This window comes from Flagellimonas marina, assembly GCF_042651185.1.
Classification (GTDB): Bacteria; Bacteroidota; Bacteroidia; order Flavobacteriales; family Flavobacteriaceae; genus Flagellimonas; species Flagellimonas marina.
Map to the genome: position 1 here is coordinate 158,119 of NZ_JBHSCL010000007.1, position 20,728 is coordinate 178,846.

The following is a 20,728-nucleotide window of genomic DNA, read 5'->3' on the forward strand; positions in this document are numbered from 1 at the left end:
CATGAAAAAGACATTGATTGTACTTACCCTGCTTATTTCTGCAACTGTGTTGGGGCAAAAGTTCCAACCAGCATACAAGTCAGGTGAATGGCTAAAGTTCAGAATTCACTACGGATTTTTGAACGCAAGCTATGCCACACTACACCTTACCTCCGATACATTGGATAGTATTCCGGTGTATCATGTGGTCGGCGAAGGAAAAACCACTGGATTTGCCAGTATCTTCTTTAAGGTCGATGACACCTATGAAAGTTACTTTGGCCGCAAGAATGGAAAACCCTATAGATTTGTGAGAAAGATAGACGAAGGGGGCTATACCAAGGATATCGAAATCGACTTTAACTACAAAGAGGAAATGGCCGTTCTTAGGGATAATAAGAATGGGACCGAGCAGCGAATACCAGTGCACAATAAAATTCAGGATCTTATCTCGGCCTCCTATTTTATGAGGAACAATTACAATCTGGAAGAATTTGAGGAAGGCCAATCCATTAATCTTGATATGTTGTTCGATGATGACGGGGTTTTTCAGTTTAAATTGAAATATTTAGGAAAAGAAGTGCTCAGAACCAAGTTTGGAAAGGTGGAATGTCTTAAATTTAGGCCTTTGGTTCAGTCGGGTCGTGTTTTTAAAGAAAAAGAGAGTCTTACCCTCTGGGTTTCAAATGATTTGAACAAAATTCCGATAAGAATCAAAGCCGATTTGGCAGTAGGGTCGTTGAAAGCAGATTTGGAAGCCTACAACGGACTGCGAAACCAGTTTAAAATAATAATGGATTAGTTTGGATGAAGAATGATGAGCGAATTGAGTCCCAAATCAATAAGCTTGAGGAAAAGTACAAAAATTCGGGTCAGGACCTAAGCTCTTATCTGGATGGATTGCTCTACCAGAGATACCTTACCTATTGGGACTACATACACTTGGATACCCTGCTGAGCCTTCAGGTGCCGCGCACCCATTTCCCCGATGAGGAAATCTTCATCATGTACCACCAAATTACCGAACTCTATTTTAAATTGATCATCCATGAGCAAAAACAGATTGTAGAAGACCGCTCACAAGACATCCAATTCTTTATTGAAAAAGTAACTAGGATCAACAACTACTTCAAGGCCCTTATTTCTTCGTTCAGCATAATGATTAAGGGAATGCAACGGGAACAGTTTTTGCGATATCGAATGGCGTTGTTGCCTGCGAGTGGATTTCAATCAGCACAGTACCGAATGATAGAGCTCTATGCCACTCCTTTGCAGAATTTGGTGCACCATACAGAGCGCAATGATTTTTCGGCCAAAGACAGTATTGAGGAACTTTTTGAACATATCTATTGGAAAAATGGAGCAACTGATAAGGACACAGGAGAAAAGACCTTGACCCTCAAACAATTTGAGATTCGATACACTCCTCGTTTATTGCGCATTGCCAATCAGGTTAAGGAAAGCACTGTATATCAAAAGTACCTACAATTGCCCGAAACATCTCGGAATAATAAAGAGTTGATTAAGGCGTTAAAAGATTTGGATATGAACGCCAATGTAAATTGGCCGTTAATGCATATGGGTTCCGCTTACAGATATCTGGCCAAGGGAAACCAAGAAATTGATGCCACCGGAGGCACCAATTGGAAACAGTATTTACCGCCCAGTTTTCAGAAAATAATATTTTTCCCAACTTTGTACTCAGAAAATGAGCTGGATACATGGGGAAAACAATGGGTGGACCATATATTTAATCCGGCAAACAAGGAATACAAGGAACAAGAATAGCATGCAAAAATTTTTTGGGGCAATTTTGACGCTGGTGGTTCTAGTGTCATGTAAAGAAGAAAAGGTTGTTGTAAATGAAGAGTTGGCAAAGGTGGAAACCATAGAGAAACCACCTGTTTTGCATTATGGCTTTAACTTGGAAGATTATACCGTTGTTCATGATACGGTACGAAATGGTGACAGTTTTGGGGAGTTAATGTTGAAGAACAAGGTAGACTATCCAAAAATTGCAGCCATTTCGGAGAACTATCGTGACACCTTCGATGTCAGAAAAATTCAAGTAGGCAAACCTTACCTTATTTTAAAGTCAAAAGACACCTCTGAAGTTGCCGAAGTGTTCATTTACCAAAACGATAAGATCAATTATACCGTAGTTGACCTTCGCGATTCAACCAAAGCGTATAAGAGCAAGAAAAGAGTAAAATTGGTGGAGCGCGAAATAGGGGGTGTTATAGACCATAGCCTGTCCATGTCCATTGATACCTTGGGGGTGGATTATAACCTAACTTTTAGGCTTTCCGATATCTATGCCTGGACCATTGATTTTGGACGATTGGACAAAGGCGACAAATTTAAGGTGGTTTTTGAGGAACGCTATATCAATGATACCATTTATGCGGGAATTGGCGCGGTAAAGGCGGCCTATTTTGAGCACAAGGGTAAAACCATCTATGCTTTCCCATACATTTCAGATGCAACCAACAATATCTTGGAATATTTTGATCAAGATGCGAACAATCTACGAAGCACCTTTTTGCGTGCCCCAATTAAATTTAAATACAGAGTGTCCTCGCGCTATAATCTAAAAAGGAGAATTGCCTATTACGGTTATAAAGTAAGACCCCATAAAGGCACCGATTTTGCTGCACCCATTGGTACTCCCATTGTGGCCACTGCTGATGGTACCGTAACCGAATCTACCCGAAGGGGCGGAAATGGTAAATATGTAAAAATCAGGCACAACGATACGTACAGCACCCAGTACCTTCACATGAAGGCACAGAACGTTAAGCGAGGTGATTTTGTACGTCAAGGCGATGTGATAGGATGGGTTGGAATGACCGGAAATACAGGTGGCCCACACGTTTGTTACCGTTTTTGGAAATATGGAAGACAAGTGGACCCCTTTAGGGAAGAACTTCCTGCTGCAGAACCTATTGCAGACTCGTTGCGTACCGACTATTTGGCATACATTCAACCATTGCGAGATCAATTGGATTGCATAGAATTTGTGGACCAAACACCAGAACCAGAAGAGAACCTATTAACGTATAACCAGTAATGGCCCTACCCAAAATCAACCCTACAACCACCAACACTTGGAAAAAACTTTCTAAACACTACACCGAAAATAAAGACACCCACCTAAGACAACTCTTTGCCAAAGACAAGAACAGAGGCAAAAAGTTCAGTATTCAGTGGAACGATTTCTTGGTGGATTATTCCAAAAACCGAATTACGGAAGAAACCCTTTCGCTTTTGCTGGATTTGGCCGAAGAGGTAAAACTCAAGGAGGCCATGGAAGGATATTTCGGAGGAGACTTGATCAACCAAACCGAAGGAAGGGCAGTTCTTCACACTGCGCTCAGGGCAAAGAAAGGAGATGTTGTTCATGTGGATGGCAAAAATGTTGTTGAAGAAGTATACCAAGTAAAAGAAAAAATTAAATCCTTTTCCGAAGCGGTGATTTTAGGAAACAAAAAGGGATTTACTGGAAAAGCCTTTACCGATGTTGTCAACATAGGCATCGGCGGATCAGATTTAGGCCCTGTAATGGTAACTGATGCCCTAAAGTTCTATCAGAACCACTTGAAGACCCACTTTGTGAGCAACGTTGATGGAGATCATGTGCACGAGGTATTAAAAGAACTCAACCCAGAGACTACCTTATTTGTTATTGTCTCCAAATCCTTCACAACCCAAGAAACCTTGAGTAATGCCCTCACCATTAAAAAATGGTTTTTGGAAAATGCTTCCCAAGAAGATGTGGCCAAACATTTTGTGGCGGTTTCCACCAACCTTGAAAAAATTGAGGAGTTTGGTATTGCCGATGATAATGTGTTCCCCATGTGGGATTGGGTCGGAGGTCGATTCTCGCTTTGGAGTGCGGTTGGTTTATCCATAGCGCTTTCGGTTGGATATCAAAATTTTGATGACCTCTTGGTAGGGGCCCATACTATGGACACCCATTTTAAAGAAGCACCCTTTTCAGAAAACATTCCTGTTGTCTTGGCTTTGTTGAGTGTATGGTACAATAATTTTTATGGGGCCGAAACCGAGGCCATTATTCCTTATACCCAATACTTGCATCGTTTTTCGGCCTATTTGCAGCAGGGCATCATGGAGAGTAATGGAAAAAGTGTGGACCGAGCAGGCAACCGGGTCGACCTCCAGACCGGAACCATTATTTGGGGAGAACCGGGCACCAATTCACAACATGCTTTCTTTCAATTGATCCATCAAGGAACAAAATTGATACCAACAGATTTTATCGGATATAAAAAATCCTTGCACGGTGATGTAGACCATCACAACAAATTAATGGCCAACTTCTTTGCACAGACCGAAGCATTGATGAATGGAAAAACTGTTGATGAGGTCAAAAACGAATTGGAAGCACAGGGTGTGTCAGAAAATGAGCAAAAGTCCCTACTTCCGTTCAAAGTATTTGAGGGCAATAAACCCACCAATACCATACTTATTAACAAGCTTACACCCAAAAGCCTGGGAGCATTGATTGCACTTTATGAACACAAAATCTTCGTTCAGGGTGTAATTTGGAACATCTTTAGCTACGATCAATGGGGCGTGGAATTGGGCAAGCAACTGGCCAAAACTATTCTCAGCGACATTGAAAATTCAGAAATTGGCAAGCATGATAGCTCTACGTTACGTCTTTTACAATTTTTTAAGAGCTAATTAAGTAGGTTTTTATTTGTTAAGAAAAACCATAAACATTTGTTTGTCAACTGTTTTTGTTTGTTAATTTTGTGTTAACTGTACAAGTGTCATTTTAACCTTGACTTAATCGTTGAGTGTTAAAAATGCAGCACTTTTGCAGGGCAAATTAAACACTTAAACATTGAATAATGAAAAAAATCTACTTGGCTATTGTAGCGATTTTAGTGTCCGCAATGGCTTTTTCACAAGGAACAATTACTGGTACTGTAGTGGACGGCGAGCTTGGTGGCCCGCTCCCTGGTGCTAGCGTGGTGGTTAAGGGTACTTCCATTGGTACCTCTACTGATTTTGATGGAAACTTCACCTTGGAAGTCAACCAAGCTTCCGGGACTTTGGTGGTTTCTTATATTGGATTTGTTAAGAAGAACATTAGTTTTAGTTCTACTGGCAGTGTAGGGACCATTACCCTACAGCCCGATGCCGAAGAATTGGAAGGCGTAGTAGTGGTAGGTACCGGTATTATCGACCTTGCTGCTGATAGAAAAACCCCAATTGCGGTTTCTTCCGTTCCCGTAAAGATCATTCAAGAAAAAATTGGTACACAAGACGTTACCATGACCTTGGTAAACACCCCTTCTGTTTATGTATCAGGACAGTCAGGCGGATTTGGAGATACCAACATGAGAGTGCGTGGTTTTGACCAAGACAATACCGCTTTCCTTTTAAACGGTCAGCCTATCAATGGTATGGAAGATGGATTGATGTACTGGTCAAACTGGTCTGGATTGAACGATATCGCCTCTGGAGTACAGATTCAAAGAGGTTTGGGATCTTCAAAATTGGCTATTTCTTCAGTAGGGGGTACAGTGAACTTCGTGACAAAAGCCACTGAAATGAATGAAGGAGGCTTTGGATATGCCACTGTGGCCAACAACAACTATATTAAAACTTCTGCTGGCTACAACACCGGTATTTCTGACAAGGGTTGGGGATTGAGTGTAATGCTTTCGCACTGGTAAGGAGATGGATATAATGAAGGTAATTTTGGTGAAGGTCAGACCTATTTCATTTCGGTTGGATACACACCAAACGACAGCCATAACTTCAACTTTTTGATTACTGGTGCACCTCAGTTCCATGACCAAAACTTTACTAAGCCCATTGCTGACTATTTGGAATATGGATTGCGATACAATAATAACTGGGGTACTTATAATGGCCAATACCTTACTGAAAGGAGAAACTTTTATCACAAGCCTGTTGCTAACCTCAACTGGGACTGGAACATTGATTCATCCACTAGTTTGTCTACGGTTTTGTATGCCTCTTGGGGTAATGGTGGAGGTACCGGAGATCGTGGTAACCGAATTAGAACAGATGATGGCTATATAGACTATGACGCTATCTACGCTTTCAATAACAGTGTACCTAATGGTGCCGGCGGCTATTTTGCTGCAGGTGGAGGGTATATTACTAGAGCATCCATGAACTTGCACAACTGGTATGGGTTGATTTCAAACTTTGAAAAGCAATTATCTGATAATTTGACTTGGAACGTAGGTTTTGATCTAAGAACCTATTATGGAAAACACTTTAGGGTGGTTTCTAACTTCCACGGCCTAAACTCATGGCAAGAGAATATTCGTTTGAGAGATCAAAATAATGACCATCAGACTTATGGTACTTTTGGTACATACAAGCAAGTAATTGCTACTGAGTCATTTAGACCATCAGGATGGGCTGCAGCTTTCAATAGCTATCCAGAAGAGCAAAAAATTGCCTATAACAACGAAGAGCGTATTTCTTACGGAGGATTGTTCACGCAGTTAGAGTACGCTACCGATCAGTTTTCTGCTTTCTTCCAAGGGTCTATATCCAATCAGTATCACCAAAGATTTGATCCATACCAGTACGCTGATCAATCTTTGATCGATGGTACTTCTCCACAATGGACAGGAACTCCACTACCTGCCGGGATAGAGCCAGGGGTGGATTCAGAAAAAGTGAACAACTTTGGATATAATGCAAAAGGTGGATTCAGCTATAGCCCAACTGACCAACACAGTTTTTACTTCAACACAGGATACTATAATCGTCAACCGTATCACGATAACATTTATTTGAACTTTACCAATCAAATAAATCCGTTGACCGAAAATGAGAAAATCTTTGGTTTGGAAGCGGGTTATGGATACTCTAGCTCTATTTTTTCTGGTAATATAAACCTGTACCGCACTTCATGGAAAGATCGTGTAGTGACCAGTTCAGATGTTGTAGACGATGTGGTTACATTTACTTCTAACTTTGGTGCAGAGCAGTTGCACAGTGGTATAGAGTTGGATGCTAAAGTAAGACCTTGTAGCGGACTTAGCCTTAATGCTTTCGCTTCTATAGGAGATTGGCAGTACAAAGGCGAGACCGTAACCCAAGTGACAGACGAAGAGCGTAACGTAATTAGCACCGAGAACCAAGATATTGATGGAGGTAAAGTAGGTGGTGCTGCCCAGCTTTCTGGAGGTCTTGGCTTTGCATACAGAATTTCCAACATGTTCTCCATTGATTCTGATTTCAGATACTATGACAACCTGTATGCAGATGTTGGGGCTATCAAGGAAAACTTGGAGCTGCCATCCTTCAGCTTGTTGGATGCAGGGGTTACTTTTAACCTTCCTGTTGGAATTGACAAAACCAAAAACCTAAAGATCAGGGCCAATATGAACAACGTATTGGATAAAGAATATATCTCCAGATTGACCACGGCCAATTTTGCCGAAGCTGGTGATGAGCTTTATGAAGGGATTGCAGTTTCCAACCAAGGATACTTTGGTTGGGGAAGAACCTGGAACGTTACATTGCGTTACGATTTTTAATTGTATCTCAAAAAAATATAGGAAACCCTGCCAACCGGCAGGGTTTTTTTATTTTCAAATTCGTTATTTTTAAAACCGAAAAACTACACTCAAAATGGAAATTATCAAGAACCTACATTCGTATCTTGCCTACATTGTATTGGCTGTACTCATCATTGCTGTTGTAAATGCTATCATGGGCTGGCTTGGCAAAAAGGACTTTACCTTGCAGAAGGACCTTAGAATAAGTCTTTTCGCGCTAATTTTAAGTCACATTCAGCTTTTGGTGGGACTTATTCTGTACTTCGTTTCGGCAAACGGCCTAAAGGCCATACAAGCTCTGGGCATGGGTGGACTTAATGCTCCCGCTCGTCTTCTGGCCTTGGAACATCCGTTCACAAACATTATTGCACTTGCCTTGATCACCATTGGGTGGTCTCGCCATAAAAAGTTTATGGAAAGCAATAAAAAGTTCAAGACCATTACCATTTTCTATGGCCTTGGGTTGCTGTTGATCCTTAGCCGCATTCCTTGGGGGCAATGGTTTGCCTAAACCACCTTGCTAAGAATTAAGGTTTTGTCATCTTGAGCGCAGTCGAAAGATAGATAAAACCATCTCGACTGCGCTTAATGTGACGCCTAACGGTCTTTTTCTTTAATCAGAAACAAATACACCGGAAAATGGTCGCTGTATCCTGCCGTATAGCTTCCTCCAGAATATGTTCTTAAGGGATACCCTTTATATTTTCCGTCATTGGTTCTCATAAAGGAAGGGGAGAAGATACCCGCTTTCCAATAGGATAAGGTTTGTTTCTCATTATTGACCAAATTGGCGGTCATAAAAAATTGGTCAAACAAATTCCATTTATCGCGATACGCCAAGGAACCTATTCCCTTTTTGTACAATTGTTCCATGGGATTAAAGAGGTCCAAACTGTCCAGTTCTTTGGTTTTCCCCTTCGTTTTCAAAATACTTTTAAGACTGTTGTCTCGTGGGTCGTCATTTAGATCACCCATGCAAATAATCTTGGCCTTCCAGTTCAGGTTTTGGATGGAATCAATGATTCGCTTGTTCAACAGTGCGGCCCGCACCCGTTTGGGATTACTTTTGGAAGCACCACCCCTTCGTGACGGCCAATGGTTCACCACAAAGTAGACATCCTCGCCATCCATACGTCCACCAACCACCAATTGGTCTCGGGTATAAACGCGTTCGCCAAGGTCATCAAACAACAAAAGCCGATGACTTTTAAATGAACTGGGCAGATACGAAGCCTTTTTATAGAGCAGGGCCACATCAATCCCACGGGCATCAGGGGAATCAAAATGAACAACCCCGTAATTCTTGTCCCTTAAATTGGGATGTAGGATTAGATCTTCAACAACTTTTCTATTCTCCACTTCACATAATCCAATAACATCCGGTGAAGTTTTGGCCGTGTCCTCCCCTATCTTGGAAAGCACTTTTGTAACATGTTCAATCTTTCGGAGATACCGCTCATGGGTCCAATGATAACTTCCTTCGGGTGTGCGTTCATCATCAAAAGTGAGGGAGTCGTTCTCCGTATCAAAAAGATTCTCAACATTATAGAACGCAATGGTTCTTAGGGTGTAGGTTTTGGACGTTTGTCCATAAAGTGAGGTCGATATTAATACAAGTAGGCATATTAATAATCGCATTTTATTTTGATTTTGCCCCTAAAATAAGTAAGATTGCGAAATTATCGCGCAGCCTGTAAGGCAATTACAACCCCTTTTTATTAATTAACCTACTCAACGGCTATGAGAACAGCCATGTTCTTGGCTCTGTTCTGTTGCTTCAATTTGCAATATGGACAACAGGGCACTACCATTATGGGGCGCGTACAAGAAAAGGGGACAAATGTACCCATCCACAATGCTAAAATTTCAGCAGAAGCCCTATCCCAAGAAATTTTTACGAATGAAGACGGGAGTTTTGAGTTTGAGATTCATAATTCTGGGGATGTTTTGTTGTCCATTTCCGCACTGGACTTTATTACCAAACGCTTTTCGATATATCTGTCTGGCGAAACCATTGACTTGGGTAAGATTCTATTGGAAAGAGACATTGAACGGGAAAAAACGGACAATTTGATCACGCTTACGGATGGTGACCTTTTAGATGATGGAGAATCTGTTTCGGGAGCCTTGGGATTATTGCAATCCACCAAGGATATATTCCTGAATAGGGCTGCGTTCGATTTTGGCCAGGCATTCTTTAAGGTGCGCGGGTACGATTCCCAAAACGGCAGTGTTTTGGTAAATGGTATTCCCATGAACAAATTTTTTGATGGAAGACCGCAATGGAACAATTGGGGTGGACTCAATGATGTGGTCCGAAATCAGGAATATACCTATGGCTTAACGGAGAACACGCATGCTTTTGGAGGGGTTTTGGGTACTACAAATATTGATACAAGTCCGTCTGGGATGAGGCCGGGCATCCGTTTGTCCAGTTCTGCATCCAACCGAACCTATAGAGGTAGACTGATGGCTACGTATAATTCAGGTTTGGGAAAAAAGGGATTGGCCTACACCTTTTCCGCTTCTCGGAGATGGGCCAAAGAAGGCTTTGTAGAGGGTACATTGTATGACGCCTACTCCTTTTTTGGCTCCTTGGAATACCAATTTAATCCTAGGAACAGTATTATCCTTACCTCCATTTTGGCGCGAAATCGAAGGGGTCGTTCTTCGGCACTTACCGAAGAAGCTTTCCAACTTATGAGGAATCAATACAATCCCTATTGGGGCATCCAAGACGGACGAATTCGAAACTCTAGGGAGCGTGACATTTTTGAACCCCTGTTCTTGTTGAACTACAAATTAAACCTAGAGGGGTTGGACTGGAATTTGGGTGTTGCCTATCAATTTGGGTCCAATGCAAGGAGCCGACTGGGCTATTTTAATGCACCAAACCCAGACCCTACCTACTATCGATATCTGCCCAGCTATTACATCAACAGCTCTATCGGGGCCGACTTTATCAATGCAAATCTGGCCAAGGAGGCTCTTTTGGACAACCCTCAAATGGATTGGAATCAACTCTATGCCGCAAATACCAATCCCAACACCAATGGTAAAGCCGCCTATGTGCTTTACAACGATGTTGCCAGAGATGCCCAAATGACATTTTCAACCAATTTAGACTACCATCTTAATGAGATGATCAACTTGGGCTTGGGGGGTAATTATAGAAAATTGTCGTCAGATAACTATGCCAAGATTCAGGATTTGTTGGGCGCTGAGTTTCATGAGGATATTGATGCTTTTTCCAATACCCTGAATGATGCCAACGGCAGTTTGGAAAAAATTGAAGGAGAAATTTTTAATTATCACTATAGCTTGGATGCCTCTCAGTTTGAAGCTTTTGGTCAAGCTTCCGTATCGACCAAAAAGTGGAGTGGATTTGCTTCGGCTTCCATGACCGGTTTTTCTGTGCAACGAAACGGATTGTTCACCAATGAACGCTTTTTGGACAGTTCGTTTGGACCAAGTGAAAAAGTAGCATTCTCCACCGTGCGACTAAAAGGAGGGCTCACCTACTTTTTTACGGGGCGGCATTGGTTTACGGCAAACGGCGCAAAAATTGAACGCGCGCCTACACTCCAAAACACCTTTATCAATCCAAGGGAAAACAATGCCGTTGTTCCCGACCTTCAAAAAGAGACCATCACCACTATAGATTTGAATTATTTCATCAGATTGCCCGATGTAACCGGACGGATAAGTGCATTCTACACCCGCTTTCAAAATAGAACCGACATCAATTTCTTTTTTGTGGACTCGGGTCTGGGCTCCGACTTTGTGCAGGAGGTGATAACGGGTTTAGATCAATTGCATAAAGGAATCGAGTTTGGTTTAGAATATGAGGCGTCATCCAACGTAAAAATAACCGCTGTTGGTAATTTTGGACACTACGTGTACGCCAGCGACCCCTATGTTCAAATAAATTTCGATACGGCTGGGGCAGAAGAAGAACTCATAGCCCAGGAGGGCACCATCGATTTGGGCATTGCCGAACTAAAGGATTTAAAATTGGCCCAAGGCCCACAGACTGCCCTTGCCTTAGGGGTGGAATACAGAGCTCCAAAATATTGGTGGGTTGGCGCTACGGCGAATTACCTTACCAATAATTACATTAATATATCCACCATCACGCGTACGCCAAGCTTTCTTTTGGACCCAGACACCGGCGAGCCCTTTCCTGATGCCACAGACGAAAATGTTGAAGCACTTTTGAAACAGCAGCCCTTAGATGATATCTACCTGCTTAACCTCATTGGGGGCAAATCGTGGCTGTGGGGCAAAAAATACATCAGTGCTTTTGTAAGTATCAACAATCTCTTTGATTCGGTTTTTAGGACTGGAGGATATGAACAAAGTCGTAATGGCAATTTTGGACAATTGCAACAAGATAATTTGAGCGGTACCCCATCCTTCGCGCCAAAATATTGGTACAGCTATGGAAGAACCTATTTTTTAAACCTGGCAATCAGTTTTTAACACTAAAAATATGAGAGGACAACGATACCGCTATGCAGTTCTTTTTAGTATGATTTTGATGACATCTTGCGTGGGAAGCGTAGATTTTGACACGCCCAAAACCCAATGTGATACCAATTTGGAACCCAACCTAACCTTTTCTGAGCTGGATGAGTTGGTTAAGGATGAGGTTGTTCAGGTTCATGACGATTTAATTTTAGAAGGTTATGTGATTTCCTCTGACAAAGCGGGGAACTTTTTCAATGTGCTGTACCTACAAGATGCTCCAGAAAACCCCACTATGGGTATCCAGATTGAAATTGATTTCCGGGAATCCTATTTGTTTTATCCCGAAGGAAGCAAGGTGTTAGTAAAGTTGAAAGGCTTGTATATGGGAAAAAGTGGTGATGTTATAAAGTTGGGAGGAACGTTCACGTCTTTTGGGAATATTTCGGTGGGTCGTTTGCCCGGACTGAAGGTTCCAGAGCATATTTTTTTGGCCTGTGACGACAATGGTGTGGTTGAGCCTGTTAAAACCACAATTGCTGAGTTGGAAAATGTTCCTTGGAACACCTTGGTCCAAATAGATAGTTTGGAATTTGTGGAAGATGAATTAGGACAATCGTTTGCCATTGCCGAAGAGGAAACGGAGCGAATCCTAAAAGACTGCATGGAAGATGAAATTGGAATGCTGAACAGTGGTTATTCCGACTTTCAGGCCGAGTTGCTTCCGGAAAACAATGGGTCGGTCACTGGGGTTTTAATCAAAGACGGAAAGAAACATCAATTGGTAATTCGTGGTCTGGGAGACCTTGACTTTTCAAATGATCGCTGCCCAGAAATCATTACTGAATTCACATCAACCCAAATTTTTATTTCAGAATTGGCGGATCCAGATAATTCCACGGGAGATATCAACACACGTTTTGTGGAACTCTACAATTCAGCAACAGAACCATTGGATTTAAACCTATGGACACTTCGGCGCTATACCAATGACAATACCGAGGTAAGTTCCACCATTGATTTATCCGGGCTAATCATTGACCCTGAAAGCACTTTGGTGATTTCGCCAGATGCTGAAAGTTTTGAAATGGTCTATGGATTCCCACCAGATTTGGGTGTTTCCACCAACAGCCCGGCAGATTCCAATGGCGACGATAATCTGGAATTGGTAGACCCCTTCGGTAAGGTGATCGATGTGTTTGGAGTTATTGGGGAAGATGGTACGGGCACCAACCATGAATTTGAGGACGGTCGGGCTGTTCGCAATCCAGAAATAGTAGAGGGAAATCCGGTCTACTCTTTTTCAGAATGGACCGTTTATAACGATACAGGTGATGCAGGGACCATACAGCAACCCCAAAATGCCCCTGAAGATTTTACACCGGGCAAAAAGGAATAACAATACCATTATAAGAAGGTGAAAAAAACTATGTATATTGTACTGAACCTTAAACTTTTAACTAAATGAAAAAACTAACATTTGCAATATTGTTCGGTGTTGCCCTGATATGTCAATGTCAGGCACAGCGTACATCAAAAAATGCTCTTGGGATCCGTATAGGTGATGATGACGGGTTTGATTCCTTAGGAGCGGAAATCAGTTACCAATTAGGTATTTTACAAAACAATAGATTGGAATTTGATTTGGGGATAAGAAGTCAAAAAGATGTTTATGATGCTTTCAAGGCTGTAGGTCTTTACCAATGGGTGATGCCTTTAGACCAGTCATTTCATTGGTATGTAGGAGCCGGTGCAGGTTTAGGCAATGTGGACTATGATTTTGGTGGGTCAGACACTTTTGCGTTGCTGGCTGGGAATATTGGATTGGAATATAATTTCAAGATTCCTTTGCTTTTGTCCTTGGATATGAGACCAGAAATTGGTTTTGGGGATGATGCTTACGGAGATGGCTTTGATTTTGATTTAGGTCTTGGCATACGATATCAGTTTTAATATAAAAAGCCCCGTATCGGGGCTTTTTTTTTGTATAAGGTCTACGTCTTTAAAACGGTTTGTACCCAAATTTTTGTCCCCCCACTGAGGCATCGGCCATAAGACCAGCTTTTGGCAACGCAAAAACGGCAACACCATCTTTGTACTTGGCATTAAAAGCAATACCAGATTTAAGCGCAACGGCGGAAGTTTCTGCGGCAAATTGGAACTTTTCTTCCTTAAAACGCTGTAAGTCAACTGGGGTCTCAAAAAAGATAACCTCTATAATGGCTTGTCCGCCGGCTTGCAAACCAATATTCAATTTTTTAAGGTCGGCCATGCCTACGGCCACGCCACCTTCATAAACAACGCCGTTTCCAGAGGCACCACCAATGATAAAACCTCCTTTTCCAACATTGGGGAAAATGACATAACCGGCTGAGTTTTCAAAAAAACTTTCCAATCCGGGAACCGTGGTCAAAAGTGTTTGCTTTGCTTCCACAGCATCAGCCATAATTTTTTTATCTTTTTTATTTTGGGCGAAAACACTGGTGGTAGAGACTACCAATGCCACCAGCAAAATTGATTTTAAAACTTTCATAGTGTTCTTGTTTTATAGTGTTTCCCAAAGTTAAACAACAAACCCCTTCCAAAATGGAAAGGGTTTGCCAATTATTGTTAATGAAAGCTTATGGTTTTGTCTATTCGGGAAAATCAGAATGGGCCATTACCTCCTCCATTTGCAACACATGACGTTCCGTATGTGCGGCGGTGAACATAATGAGTTGAACCCCGTCAACGGTTCCAAAAGGAAGGTCTTTATTGTACCTGTTCCTTAAATCGTCGTCTGTGGTTTTTACGTAGTCAATGAGCTCACTTCGCTTCTCCAAAAAGGCTTGTAATGTTTCTTCATGGGAACCAAATTTGCCGCTGGGTTCAAAGGGCTCGGAAGTTTTCACTTTATTGCTTCGGTCTGTAATTACGGGCATGATTTGTTCATCTTTAAAGGCCAGCGAATCTTTTAGTGCAGGATTGGGTCCGGCAGCTACAGTTTTACCGATCAAGCCCCTAAAAGTACTTTCAACAACGGCAAGGTGCTCAACGCCTTCAGCAATGGACCAAGTGGTCTCGTCAGGTTTAAAGTTGAGCTGCTCATCCGTTAAATCGTCCAAGACATTCAGCATGTGATCTCGCGTTTCGGTGAGGTGCTTGTTCACCATTTCACGTTCTGCATCGGTAAGCTTGGGGCTATCAGCACTGAAACTGAAGAGCACCAAGGCTACTGCGGGTAGAATAAATTTTTTCATTTGTGTGGTTTTTGTGTCTGTTGAGACAGTGTTTTCGGATCAAAAGTGGAATCCATCGTAAAGATAATGTAAATAAACACCCTTTTAGGGGGTGATTATGCCAAAATGCGGGGTGTTTAAGCAAAAGATAAAATCTATGAAACTTAATTTATAAAATAAGATAAATCTATGATTTTATAATATTTTAATATCAATTGTCTATGCTCCTGGTAGGCAATTTTGTAAATTTATGGGACTGAAATTAAACATAAAACATACGAATAAAATGAGTAAAGAAATGGCTAACGGAACAGGTGAAGGCTCTTGCCCTTTTTTGAATGGGGAAATGAAACAAGTGGCCGGAAGTGGCACGCAAAATGAGCATTGGTGGCCCAACCGACTTAAGCTGGAGCTTTTAAGCCAGCATTCAGAGAAATCAAATCCACTTGGGAAAAAGTTCAACTATGCCGAAGAGTTCAAAAAATTGGACTATGCAGCACTCAAAAAAGATCTTTTGGATGTTATGACCGATTCAAAAGACTGGTGGCCTGCCGATTTTGGCAGTTACGCCGGTTTGTTTATCCGTATGGCTTGGCATAGTGCCGGAACGTATCGTTCTGGAGATGGTCGTGGCGGTGGAGGTCGTGGTCAGCAACGTTTTGCGCCTCTAAACTCATGGCCAGATAACGTGAGCTTGGACAAAGCTCGTCGTCTATTGTGGCCCGTCAAACAAAAATATGGTCAGAAAATATCTTGGGCAGACCTTATGATATTAGCTGGAAACGTAGCCTTGGAGTCAACCGGATTCCGCACCTTTGGTTTTGCGGGAGGACGCGAAGATGTTTGGGAACCCGACCAAGACGTATACTGGGGAAGCGAAACAGAGTGGTTGGCCTTGAGTGACACACCCAACAGCCGCTATTCCCACAATAAAGAAGAACGCGATTTGGAAAACCCTTTGGCGGCGGTGCAAATGGGGTTGATCTATGTAAACCCTGAAGGACCGGACGCTAACCCTGATCCAGTTGCAGCGGCACATGATATCCGTGAGACCTTTAAACGAATGGCCATGGATGACGAAGAAACAGTGGCCCTTATTGCGGGAGGTCATACCATAGGTAAAACCCACGGTAATGGCGATGCCGAATTGGTGGGCGTTGACCCAGAATCGGAGGATTTGGCATTGCAAGGATTTGGATGGCTCAATAAAAATGGTTCAGGAAAAGGCCCTGATACCTTTACCTCTGGTTTGGAAGTAACTTGGACCTCTACCCCCGTACAATGGAGTAATGATTTCTTCAAATTTTTGTTCAAATATGAATGGGAATTGACTAAAAGTCCGGCCGGGGCACATCAATGGGTGGCCAAAGATGCAGAAGCCATTATTCCTGATGCCTTCGGTGGACCCAATAAAAAACCAACCATGTTGACTACCGACTTGTCGTTGCGTTTTGATCCGGCTTATGAAAAGATTTCACGTAAATTTTTGGAAAATCCACAGGCCTTTGCTGATGCTTATGCCCGTGCTTGGTTTAAGTTGACCCACCGTGATATGGGACCACGTTCCCGTTACCTTGGACCTGAAGTGCCAAAAGAAGAGTTTGAATGGCAGGACCCCATTCCAGCAGTAGACTACACTTTAGTGGATGCTTCTGATGTAAAAGCGTTGAAAACAAAAGTTTTGGATTCCGGGCTTTCCATTTCTAATTTGGTGTACACAGCATGGTCTTCAGCTTCCACTTTCCGCGGAGGAGATAAAAGAGGAGGTGCCAATGGTGCACGTATCAACTTGGAACCAATGAACGGTTGGGAAGTGAACAAGGATACAGGAAAAGTAATTAAAGTGCTGGAAGGTATTGCCAACGAATTTAACAGCAATGCAAGTGGAGGCAAGAAAATTTCCTTGGCTGATATGATTGTTTTGGCAGGAACGGCCGCTGTAGAAAAGGCAGCTAAAGACGGAGGCTTTTCAACCGAAGTATCTTTTGAACCCGGACGTAACGATGCCCGTCAGGATCAGACCGATATTGAGTCCACTAACGATTTGGAGCCAAAATATGACGGCTTCCGTAACTATGTGAAGAAAGGTGTTAAGGTACCTGCCGAACATTTATTGGTGGATAAAGCCCAATTATTGACCCTTACCGCGCCAGAAATGACTGCTTTGGTTGGTGGTCTGCGTGTATTGGGCGCTAATTTTGACGGTTCTAAACACGGAGTGTTCACCGATAATGTTGGGGTATTGAGCAATGATTTCTTTGTGAACTTGCTTGACATGTCCACTGAGTGGAGTTCTGTTAATGAGGAAAAATCATTGTATGAAGGCCGTGATCGTGAAACCGGTGATGTAAAATGGACGGGTACCCGAGCTGATTTGGTATTTGGTTCCAACTCCATCTTAAGAGCCTTGGCTGAAGTATATGCTGCTGAAGATGGGAAACAAAAGTTTGTTTCTGATTTTATTTCGGCATGGACCAAGGTGATGAGATTGGATCGCTTTGACTTGAATTAGAAAAAAGCATTTCTATAGTACAGTAAGAAAAAGAAAATTAATTTGACAAGCTGCCACATCCCCCATAGGTTGTGGCAGTTTTTTTATAACTTCCACACATAGATGAGCAACACGGATAATTTATTCAATCATATTCGAAGCGGTGATACACAGCAGGTGAAAGACCTTTTGGAAAAAAACCACAAATTGTTGGAATCCAAAGACCAGCGGGGGTCAACACCCTTGTTGTTGGCGGCGTATTACGGCCATGATGAAATGGTGGACTTTTTATTGAAGAAAGGAGCGGAGGTGGACGCCAAAGATGGATCGGGCAATACGGCCCTAATGGGAGTTTGCTTTAAAGGATATACTGGAATTGCGGAAAAATTAATACACGCAGGAGCCAATATTGACCATATCAATGCAATGGGGTCTACTTGTCTTATTTATGCTGTCACCTTCAACCGTCAAGAGATCGCGAAACTGCTATTGAAACATGGAGCCACGGTTTCCATAAAAGATGCAAGGGGCAACACTGCTTTAGACTATGCGCAAGAGCAAGGAATCCAACCTTTAGTGGAATTATTGAAAAAAACCACATGATACCAAAACTAAAAATAGCACTTGTTCAAAGCCCATTGTATTGGGAAGACCCTTTGGGCAACAGGGTTATGTTTCAAGAGAAAATCGCTTCCATCCCCGATGACGTTGATTTGATCGTTCTTCCAGAAATGTTCACTACAGGTTTTACCATGGAGCCGCAGAACATTGCACATCCCGAGGGTGATGCAACTATTGCATGGATGCAAAGGTTGGCCAAACAAAAGAAGGCTGCCTTAGTGGGAAGTATCGTGTATCATGAGGACAATAGATATTTTAACCGGTTGTTTTTTGTTTTTTCTGATGGTGATGTAAAAACCTATGACAAAAAGCACACTTTTAGCTTGGCTGGTGAAGATTTGGTCTATGAGGCAGGCACGCAAAAGTTGTTCGTGGATTACAAAGGGTTTAAAATCTGTCCAATGATTTGTTACGATCTTCGATTTCCGGTATGGTCCAGAAATGTGGAGGAATACGATGCACTTATCTATGTGGCCAATTGGCCCAAGCCAAGGATTTCTGCCTGGGATACACTTCTTAAAGCAAGGGCCATTGAAAATTTGGCCTATACAATTGGCGTAAATAGGATTGGCTTGGATGATTTGGAGCATGAATATCCAGGACATTCGGCAGTGTATGACGCTTTAGGGAAACAGTTGGCCTACTCAGATGAAGAAGAGATTTTGTATGTCACATTGGACAAGAACCATATAGAAACCACACGAAATAAATTGCGGTTTTTGGAAGATCGAGACCAGTTTACTCTACTAGGATAAAGTTTTCTTCTTTTTCCCAGTTGGCACGTACTTCAATTACATCAGGATAGTAACTGATTTTTTCAGGTTGTATTTTTTTCAGGTAGTTTCCCGTATCCCATTTTCCGTTGGCATTGTCATCAAACACAACACGAGCAACATAATTTCCAGGATTAAGATTACTGAACTCAAATGTCTGGGGTTGGGTCGCTGCAATTTCGCGCTGAATCTCTTCTTTCTCGTTCAGGAGTTGCACAATGACCGGATACCGGGTGGCTCCACTAAGGTTAAAGCGCAAATTTCCGTAATCTGCATAGCTTCCAGTTGAAATGGTATAGTCCAATGTGTCGTTTTGAATACCAAAAAAATCGGTTACGGCACCGGGAAGAAAGGCAAAACGGTAGCTTTGGTTGGGTTCAATATCAAAATCAAAATCAATCTTGTTGCCCAATGAATCCAAAGAATAGCTGTAGGGCGCAATCAAGGAATCGTTCAATACAAGTCCAATTTTGGTGGAGTCTACCGAAGCAATCGGAGTATTTGCCAATACACTGAAGGTATCCTCAAAATTAAATTTACCTTTAACACCCGAACTTAAGGTAAGGGAGTCCAAAGGTAATTTTCGTGTTTTAACCGTGAAGGTATCGATCAACTCCATTTTTTGGTTGGATACCGTAAAAATTATCGAGTCCAAATCGGTGGGAGTGATCCAATAATTCAAGGTGTCCTTTTCCCGGTCTTTAAGAATTACGGTCTGCACAGAATCTGGAAGTTCGGTCAAGCTCTCTATGGTAATATCCTCATGATTGCCCTGATACCCAAAGATGATACGGTTTTTGGCAACATAACTGGGCACCGAAACACTGTAGTTAGGTAGTTCTTTGAATAGATTGAGCAAGTAAATAGAGTCGGTGGGAAGAGAAATGGTATCCTCTAGGAATGCTATTTTATCCAGACGTTGATCAAACCGATTGTTCTTGTTCTGATCCTTTAAGGCAAAAAGTGCATATGTGCCAGATTTCAGGTTTTTTAATTCAAAAAGTGGCAAACTATCGCCTGTATTGGCAATGTAATTGGGCAAGCTTTTGTACACCGTGGAATCCGTATAGGCCGTATCAATTTCATACAGCATAACACTCACAAACTCATCAGCTCTTCGGTTGTAGGCATCTTTCACCGCACCACTCAACGTCAAGGAATCAATATAGTCTCCTGTGGAAAATACGTAAGTTAAAAAGCTGTTCGGGTTCCCTTCGTTATTGTCCACCAAACTTTGCCCAAAATTTAGGGTATAGGTGGTGTTTTCCCGTAAGGTATCCTTTAGGATAATTTCTATAAATTTTCTAGGTCCACCTTGTGGTGTAATTTCAGGCTGGTGCTTTAAAGGAGGAGAAACCACCAGTTGTTGTTGCACATCCTGTAGCTTGATGAGCTCATCAAAATAGAGCCGTATTTTTTCAGACTTAAAATTGGTGGAGAAATTTTCGGGTTCGGCGCGGGTCAGTTTTGGCGGGGTAATATCCTCCGGACCTCCTGATGGCGAACCTCTTTGAGCACATTGCCAAAGAGCCAGTACCGCAAAGGCAAAAAACAGAAAACCCAGTATTTTTTTGATGTATGCCATACTCAAAACCAATG

General features: G+C 42.2%; 17 protein-coding genes. 13 read left to right on the plus strand and 4 right to left on the minus strand.

Annotated features, from left to right (window positions below; genetic code table 11):
- The first annotated feature begins 1 nt into the window (after position 1).
- The 7 genes from ACFOWS_RS11940 (at position 2) to ACFOWS_RS11970 (ending at position 8,070) form a co-directional block, all read left to right on the plus strand.
- Positions 2 to 781: a DUF3108 domain-containing protein gene (locus ACFOWS_RS11940; RefSeq protein ID WP_379764820.1), complete on the plus strand. Its 780-nt coding sequence runs from the start codon at positions 2 to 4 to the stop codon at positions 779 to 781.
- A 5-nt stretch (positions 782 to 786) separates the two neighbouring features.
- Positions 787 to 1,767 carry a tryptophan 2,3-dioxygenase family protein gene (locus ACFOWS_RS11945; protein WP_379764822.1) on the plus strand — a complete coding sequence of 327 codons (981 nt, stop codon included), beginning with the start codon at positions 787 to 789 and terminating at the stop codon, positions 1,765 to 1,767.
- Between the two features lies 1 nt (position 1,768).
- Positions 1,769 to 3,049 (plus strand): M23 family metallopeptidase, encoded by a 1,281-nt coding sequence (locus ACFOWS_RS11950; protein ID WP_379764824.1) that lies wholly within the window; start codon positions 1,769 to 1,771, stop codon positions 3,047 to 3,049.
- Entirely contained in the window at positions 3,049 to 4,686 is a 1,638-nt protein-coding gene (gene pgi / locus ACFOWS_RS11955) for a glucose-6-phosphate isomerase (RefSeq protein ID WP_379764826.1), read from the plus strand. Before ACFOWS_RS11950 ends, pgi begins: the two co-directional genes overlap by 1 nt.
- A gap of 170 nt (positions 4,687 to 4,856) precedes the next feature.
- Positions 4,857 to 5,687, plus strand: a complete 831-nt coding sequence (locus ACFOWS_RS11960) for a carboxypeptidase-like regulatory domain-containing protein (RefSeq protein WP_379764828.1) — start codon at positions 4,857 to 4,859, stop codon at positions 5,685 to 5,687.
- Positions 5,688 to 5,780: 93 nt separating this feature from the next.
- Positions 5,781 to 7,538 carry a TonB-dependent receptor domain-containing protein gene (locus ACFOWS_RS11965; protein ID WP_379764830.1) on the plus strand — a complete coding sequence of 586 codons (1,758 nt, stop codon included), beginning with the start codon at positions 5,781 to 5,783 and terminating at the stop codon, positions 7,536 to 7,538.
- A gap of 94 nt (positions 7,539 to 7,632) precedes the next feature.
- Complete coding sequence (locus ACFOWS_RS11970; protein ID WP_379764832.1) at positions 7,633 to 8,070, plus strand: hypothetical protein; 438 nt, start codon at positions 7,633 to 7,635, stop codon at positions 8,068 to 8,070.
- 86 nt (positions 8,071 to 8,156) lie between these two features.
- Here ACFOWS_RS11970 and ACFOWS_RS11975 read toward each other — a convergent pair whose 3' ends face one another.
- Complete coding sequence (locus ACFOWS_RS11975; protein ID WP_379764834.1) at positions 8,157 to 9,197, minus strand: endonuclease/exonuclease/phosphatase family protein; 1,041 nt, start codon at positions 9,195 to 9,197, stop codon at positions 8,157 to 8,159.
- Positions 9,198 to 9,299: 102 nt separating this feature from the next.
- Here ACFOWS_RS11975 and ACFOWS_RS11980 point away from each other — a divergent pair, with 102 nt between their 5' ends.
- From ACFOWS_RS11980 to ACFOWS_RS11990, 3 genes are all read left to right on the plus strand, one after another.
- The gene (locus ACFOWS_RS11980; protein WP_379764836.1) at positions 9,300 to 12,041 is read left to right on the plus strand and encodes a carboxypeptidase-like regulatory domain-containing protein; all 2,742 of its coding nucleotides are present in this window, start codon (positions 9,300 to 9,302) and stop codon (positions 12,039 to 12,041) included.
- Positions 12,042 to 12,051: 10 nt separating this feature from the next.
- Positions 12,052 to 13,425 carry a DUF5689 domain-containing protein gene (locus ACFOWS_RS11985; protein WP_379764838.1) on the plus strand — a complete coding sequence of 458 codons (1,374 nt, stop codon included), beginning with the start codon at positions 12,052 to 12,054 and terminating at the stop codon, positions 13,423 to 13,425.
- Between the two features lie 65 nt (positions 13,426 to 13,490).
- Positions 13,491 to 13,979 (plus strand): hypothetical protein, encoded by a 489-nt coding sequence (locus tag ACFOWS_RS11990; RefSeq protein ID WP_379764840.1) that lies wholly within the window; start codon positions 13,491 to 13,493, stop codon positions 13,977 to 13,979.
- Positions 13,980 to 14,028: 49 nt separating this feature from the next.
- Here ACFOWS_RS11990 and ACFOWS_RS11995 read toward each other — a convergent pair whose 3' ends face one another.
- Positions 14,029 to 14,559: a lipid-binding SYLF domain-containing protein gene (locus ACFOWS_RS11995; protein ID WP_366585530.1), complete on the minus strand. Its 531-nt coding sequence runs from the start codon at positions 14,557 to 14,559 to the stop codon at positions 14,029 to 14,031.
- Between the two features lie 100 nt (positions 14,560 to 14,659).
- Positions 14,660 to 15,265: a DinB family protein gene (locus ACFOWS_RS12000; RefSeq protein ID WP_366585528.1), complete on the minus strand. Its 606-nt coding sequence runs from the start codon at positions 15,263 to 15,265 to the stop codon at positions 14,660 to 14,662.
- A 265-nt stretch (positions 15,266 to 15,530) separates the two neighbouring features.
- On the opposite strand from ACFOWS_RS12000, the gene katG reads away from it, so the two are divergent.
- The 3 genes from katG to ACFOWS_RS12015 all read left to right on the plus strand — a co-directional run bounded on the left by katG (position 15,531) and on the right by ACFOWS_RS12015 (position 19,111).
- Positions 15,531 to 17,756: a catalase/peroxidase HPI gene (gene katG / locus ACFOWS_RS12005; protein ID WP_379764843.1), complete on the plus strand. Its 2,226-nt coding sequence runs from the start codon at positions 15,531 to 15,533 to the stop codon at positions 17,754 to 17,756.
- A 102-nt stretch (positions 17,757 to 17,858) separates the two neighbouring features.
- Positions 17,859 to 18,338, plus strand: coding sequence for an ankyrin repeat domain-containing protein (locus ACFOWS_RS12010; protein ID WP_379764845.1), 480 nt, complete (start codon positions 17,859 to 17,861; stop codon positions 18,336 to 18,338).
- Positions 18,335 to 19,111: a nitrilase family protein gene (locus ACFOWS_RS12015; RefSeq protein ID WP_379764847.1), complete on the plus strand. Its 777-nt coding sequence runs from the start codon at positions 18,335 to 18,337 to the stop codon at positions 19,109 to 19,111. Before ACFOWS_RS12010 ends, ACFOWS_RS12015 begins: the two co-directional genes overlap by 4 nt.
- On the opposite strand, the gene ACFOWS_RS12020 is transcribed toward ACFOWS_RS12015, so the two are convergent.
- Positions 19,095 to 20,714 (minus strand): Ig-like domain-containing protein, encoded by a 1,620-nt coding sequence (locus ACFOWS_RS12020; RefSeq protein ID WP_379764849.1) that lies wholly within the window; start codon positions 20,712 to 20,714, stop codon positions 19,095 to 19,097. The genes ACFOWS_RS12015 and ACFOWS_RS12020 overlap by 17 nt on opposite strands.
- Between the last annotated feature and the right edge of the window lie 14 nt (positions 20,715 to 20,728).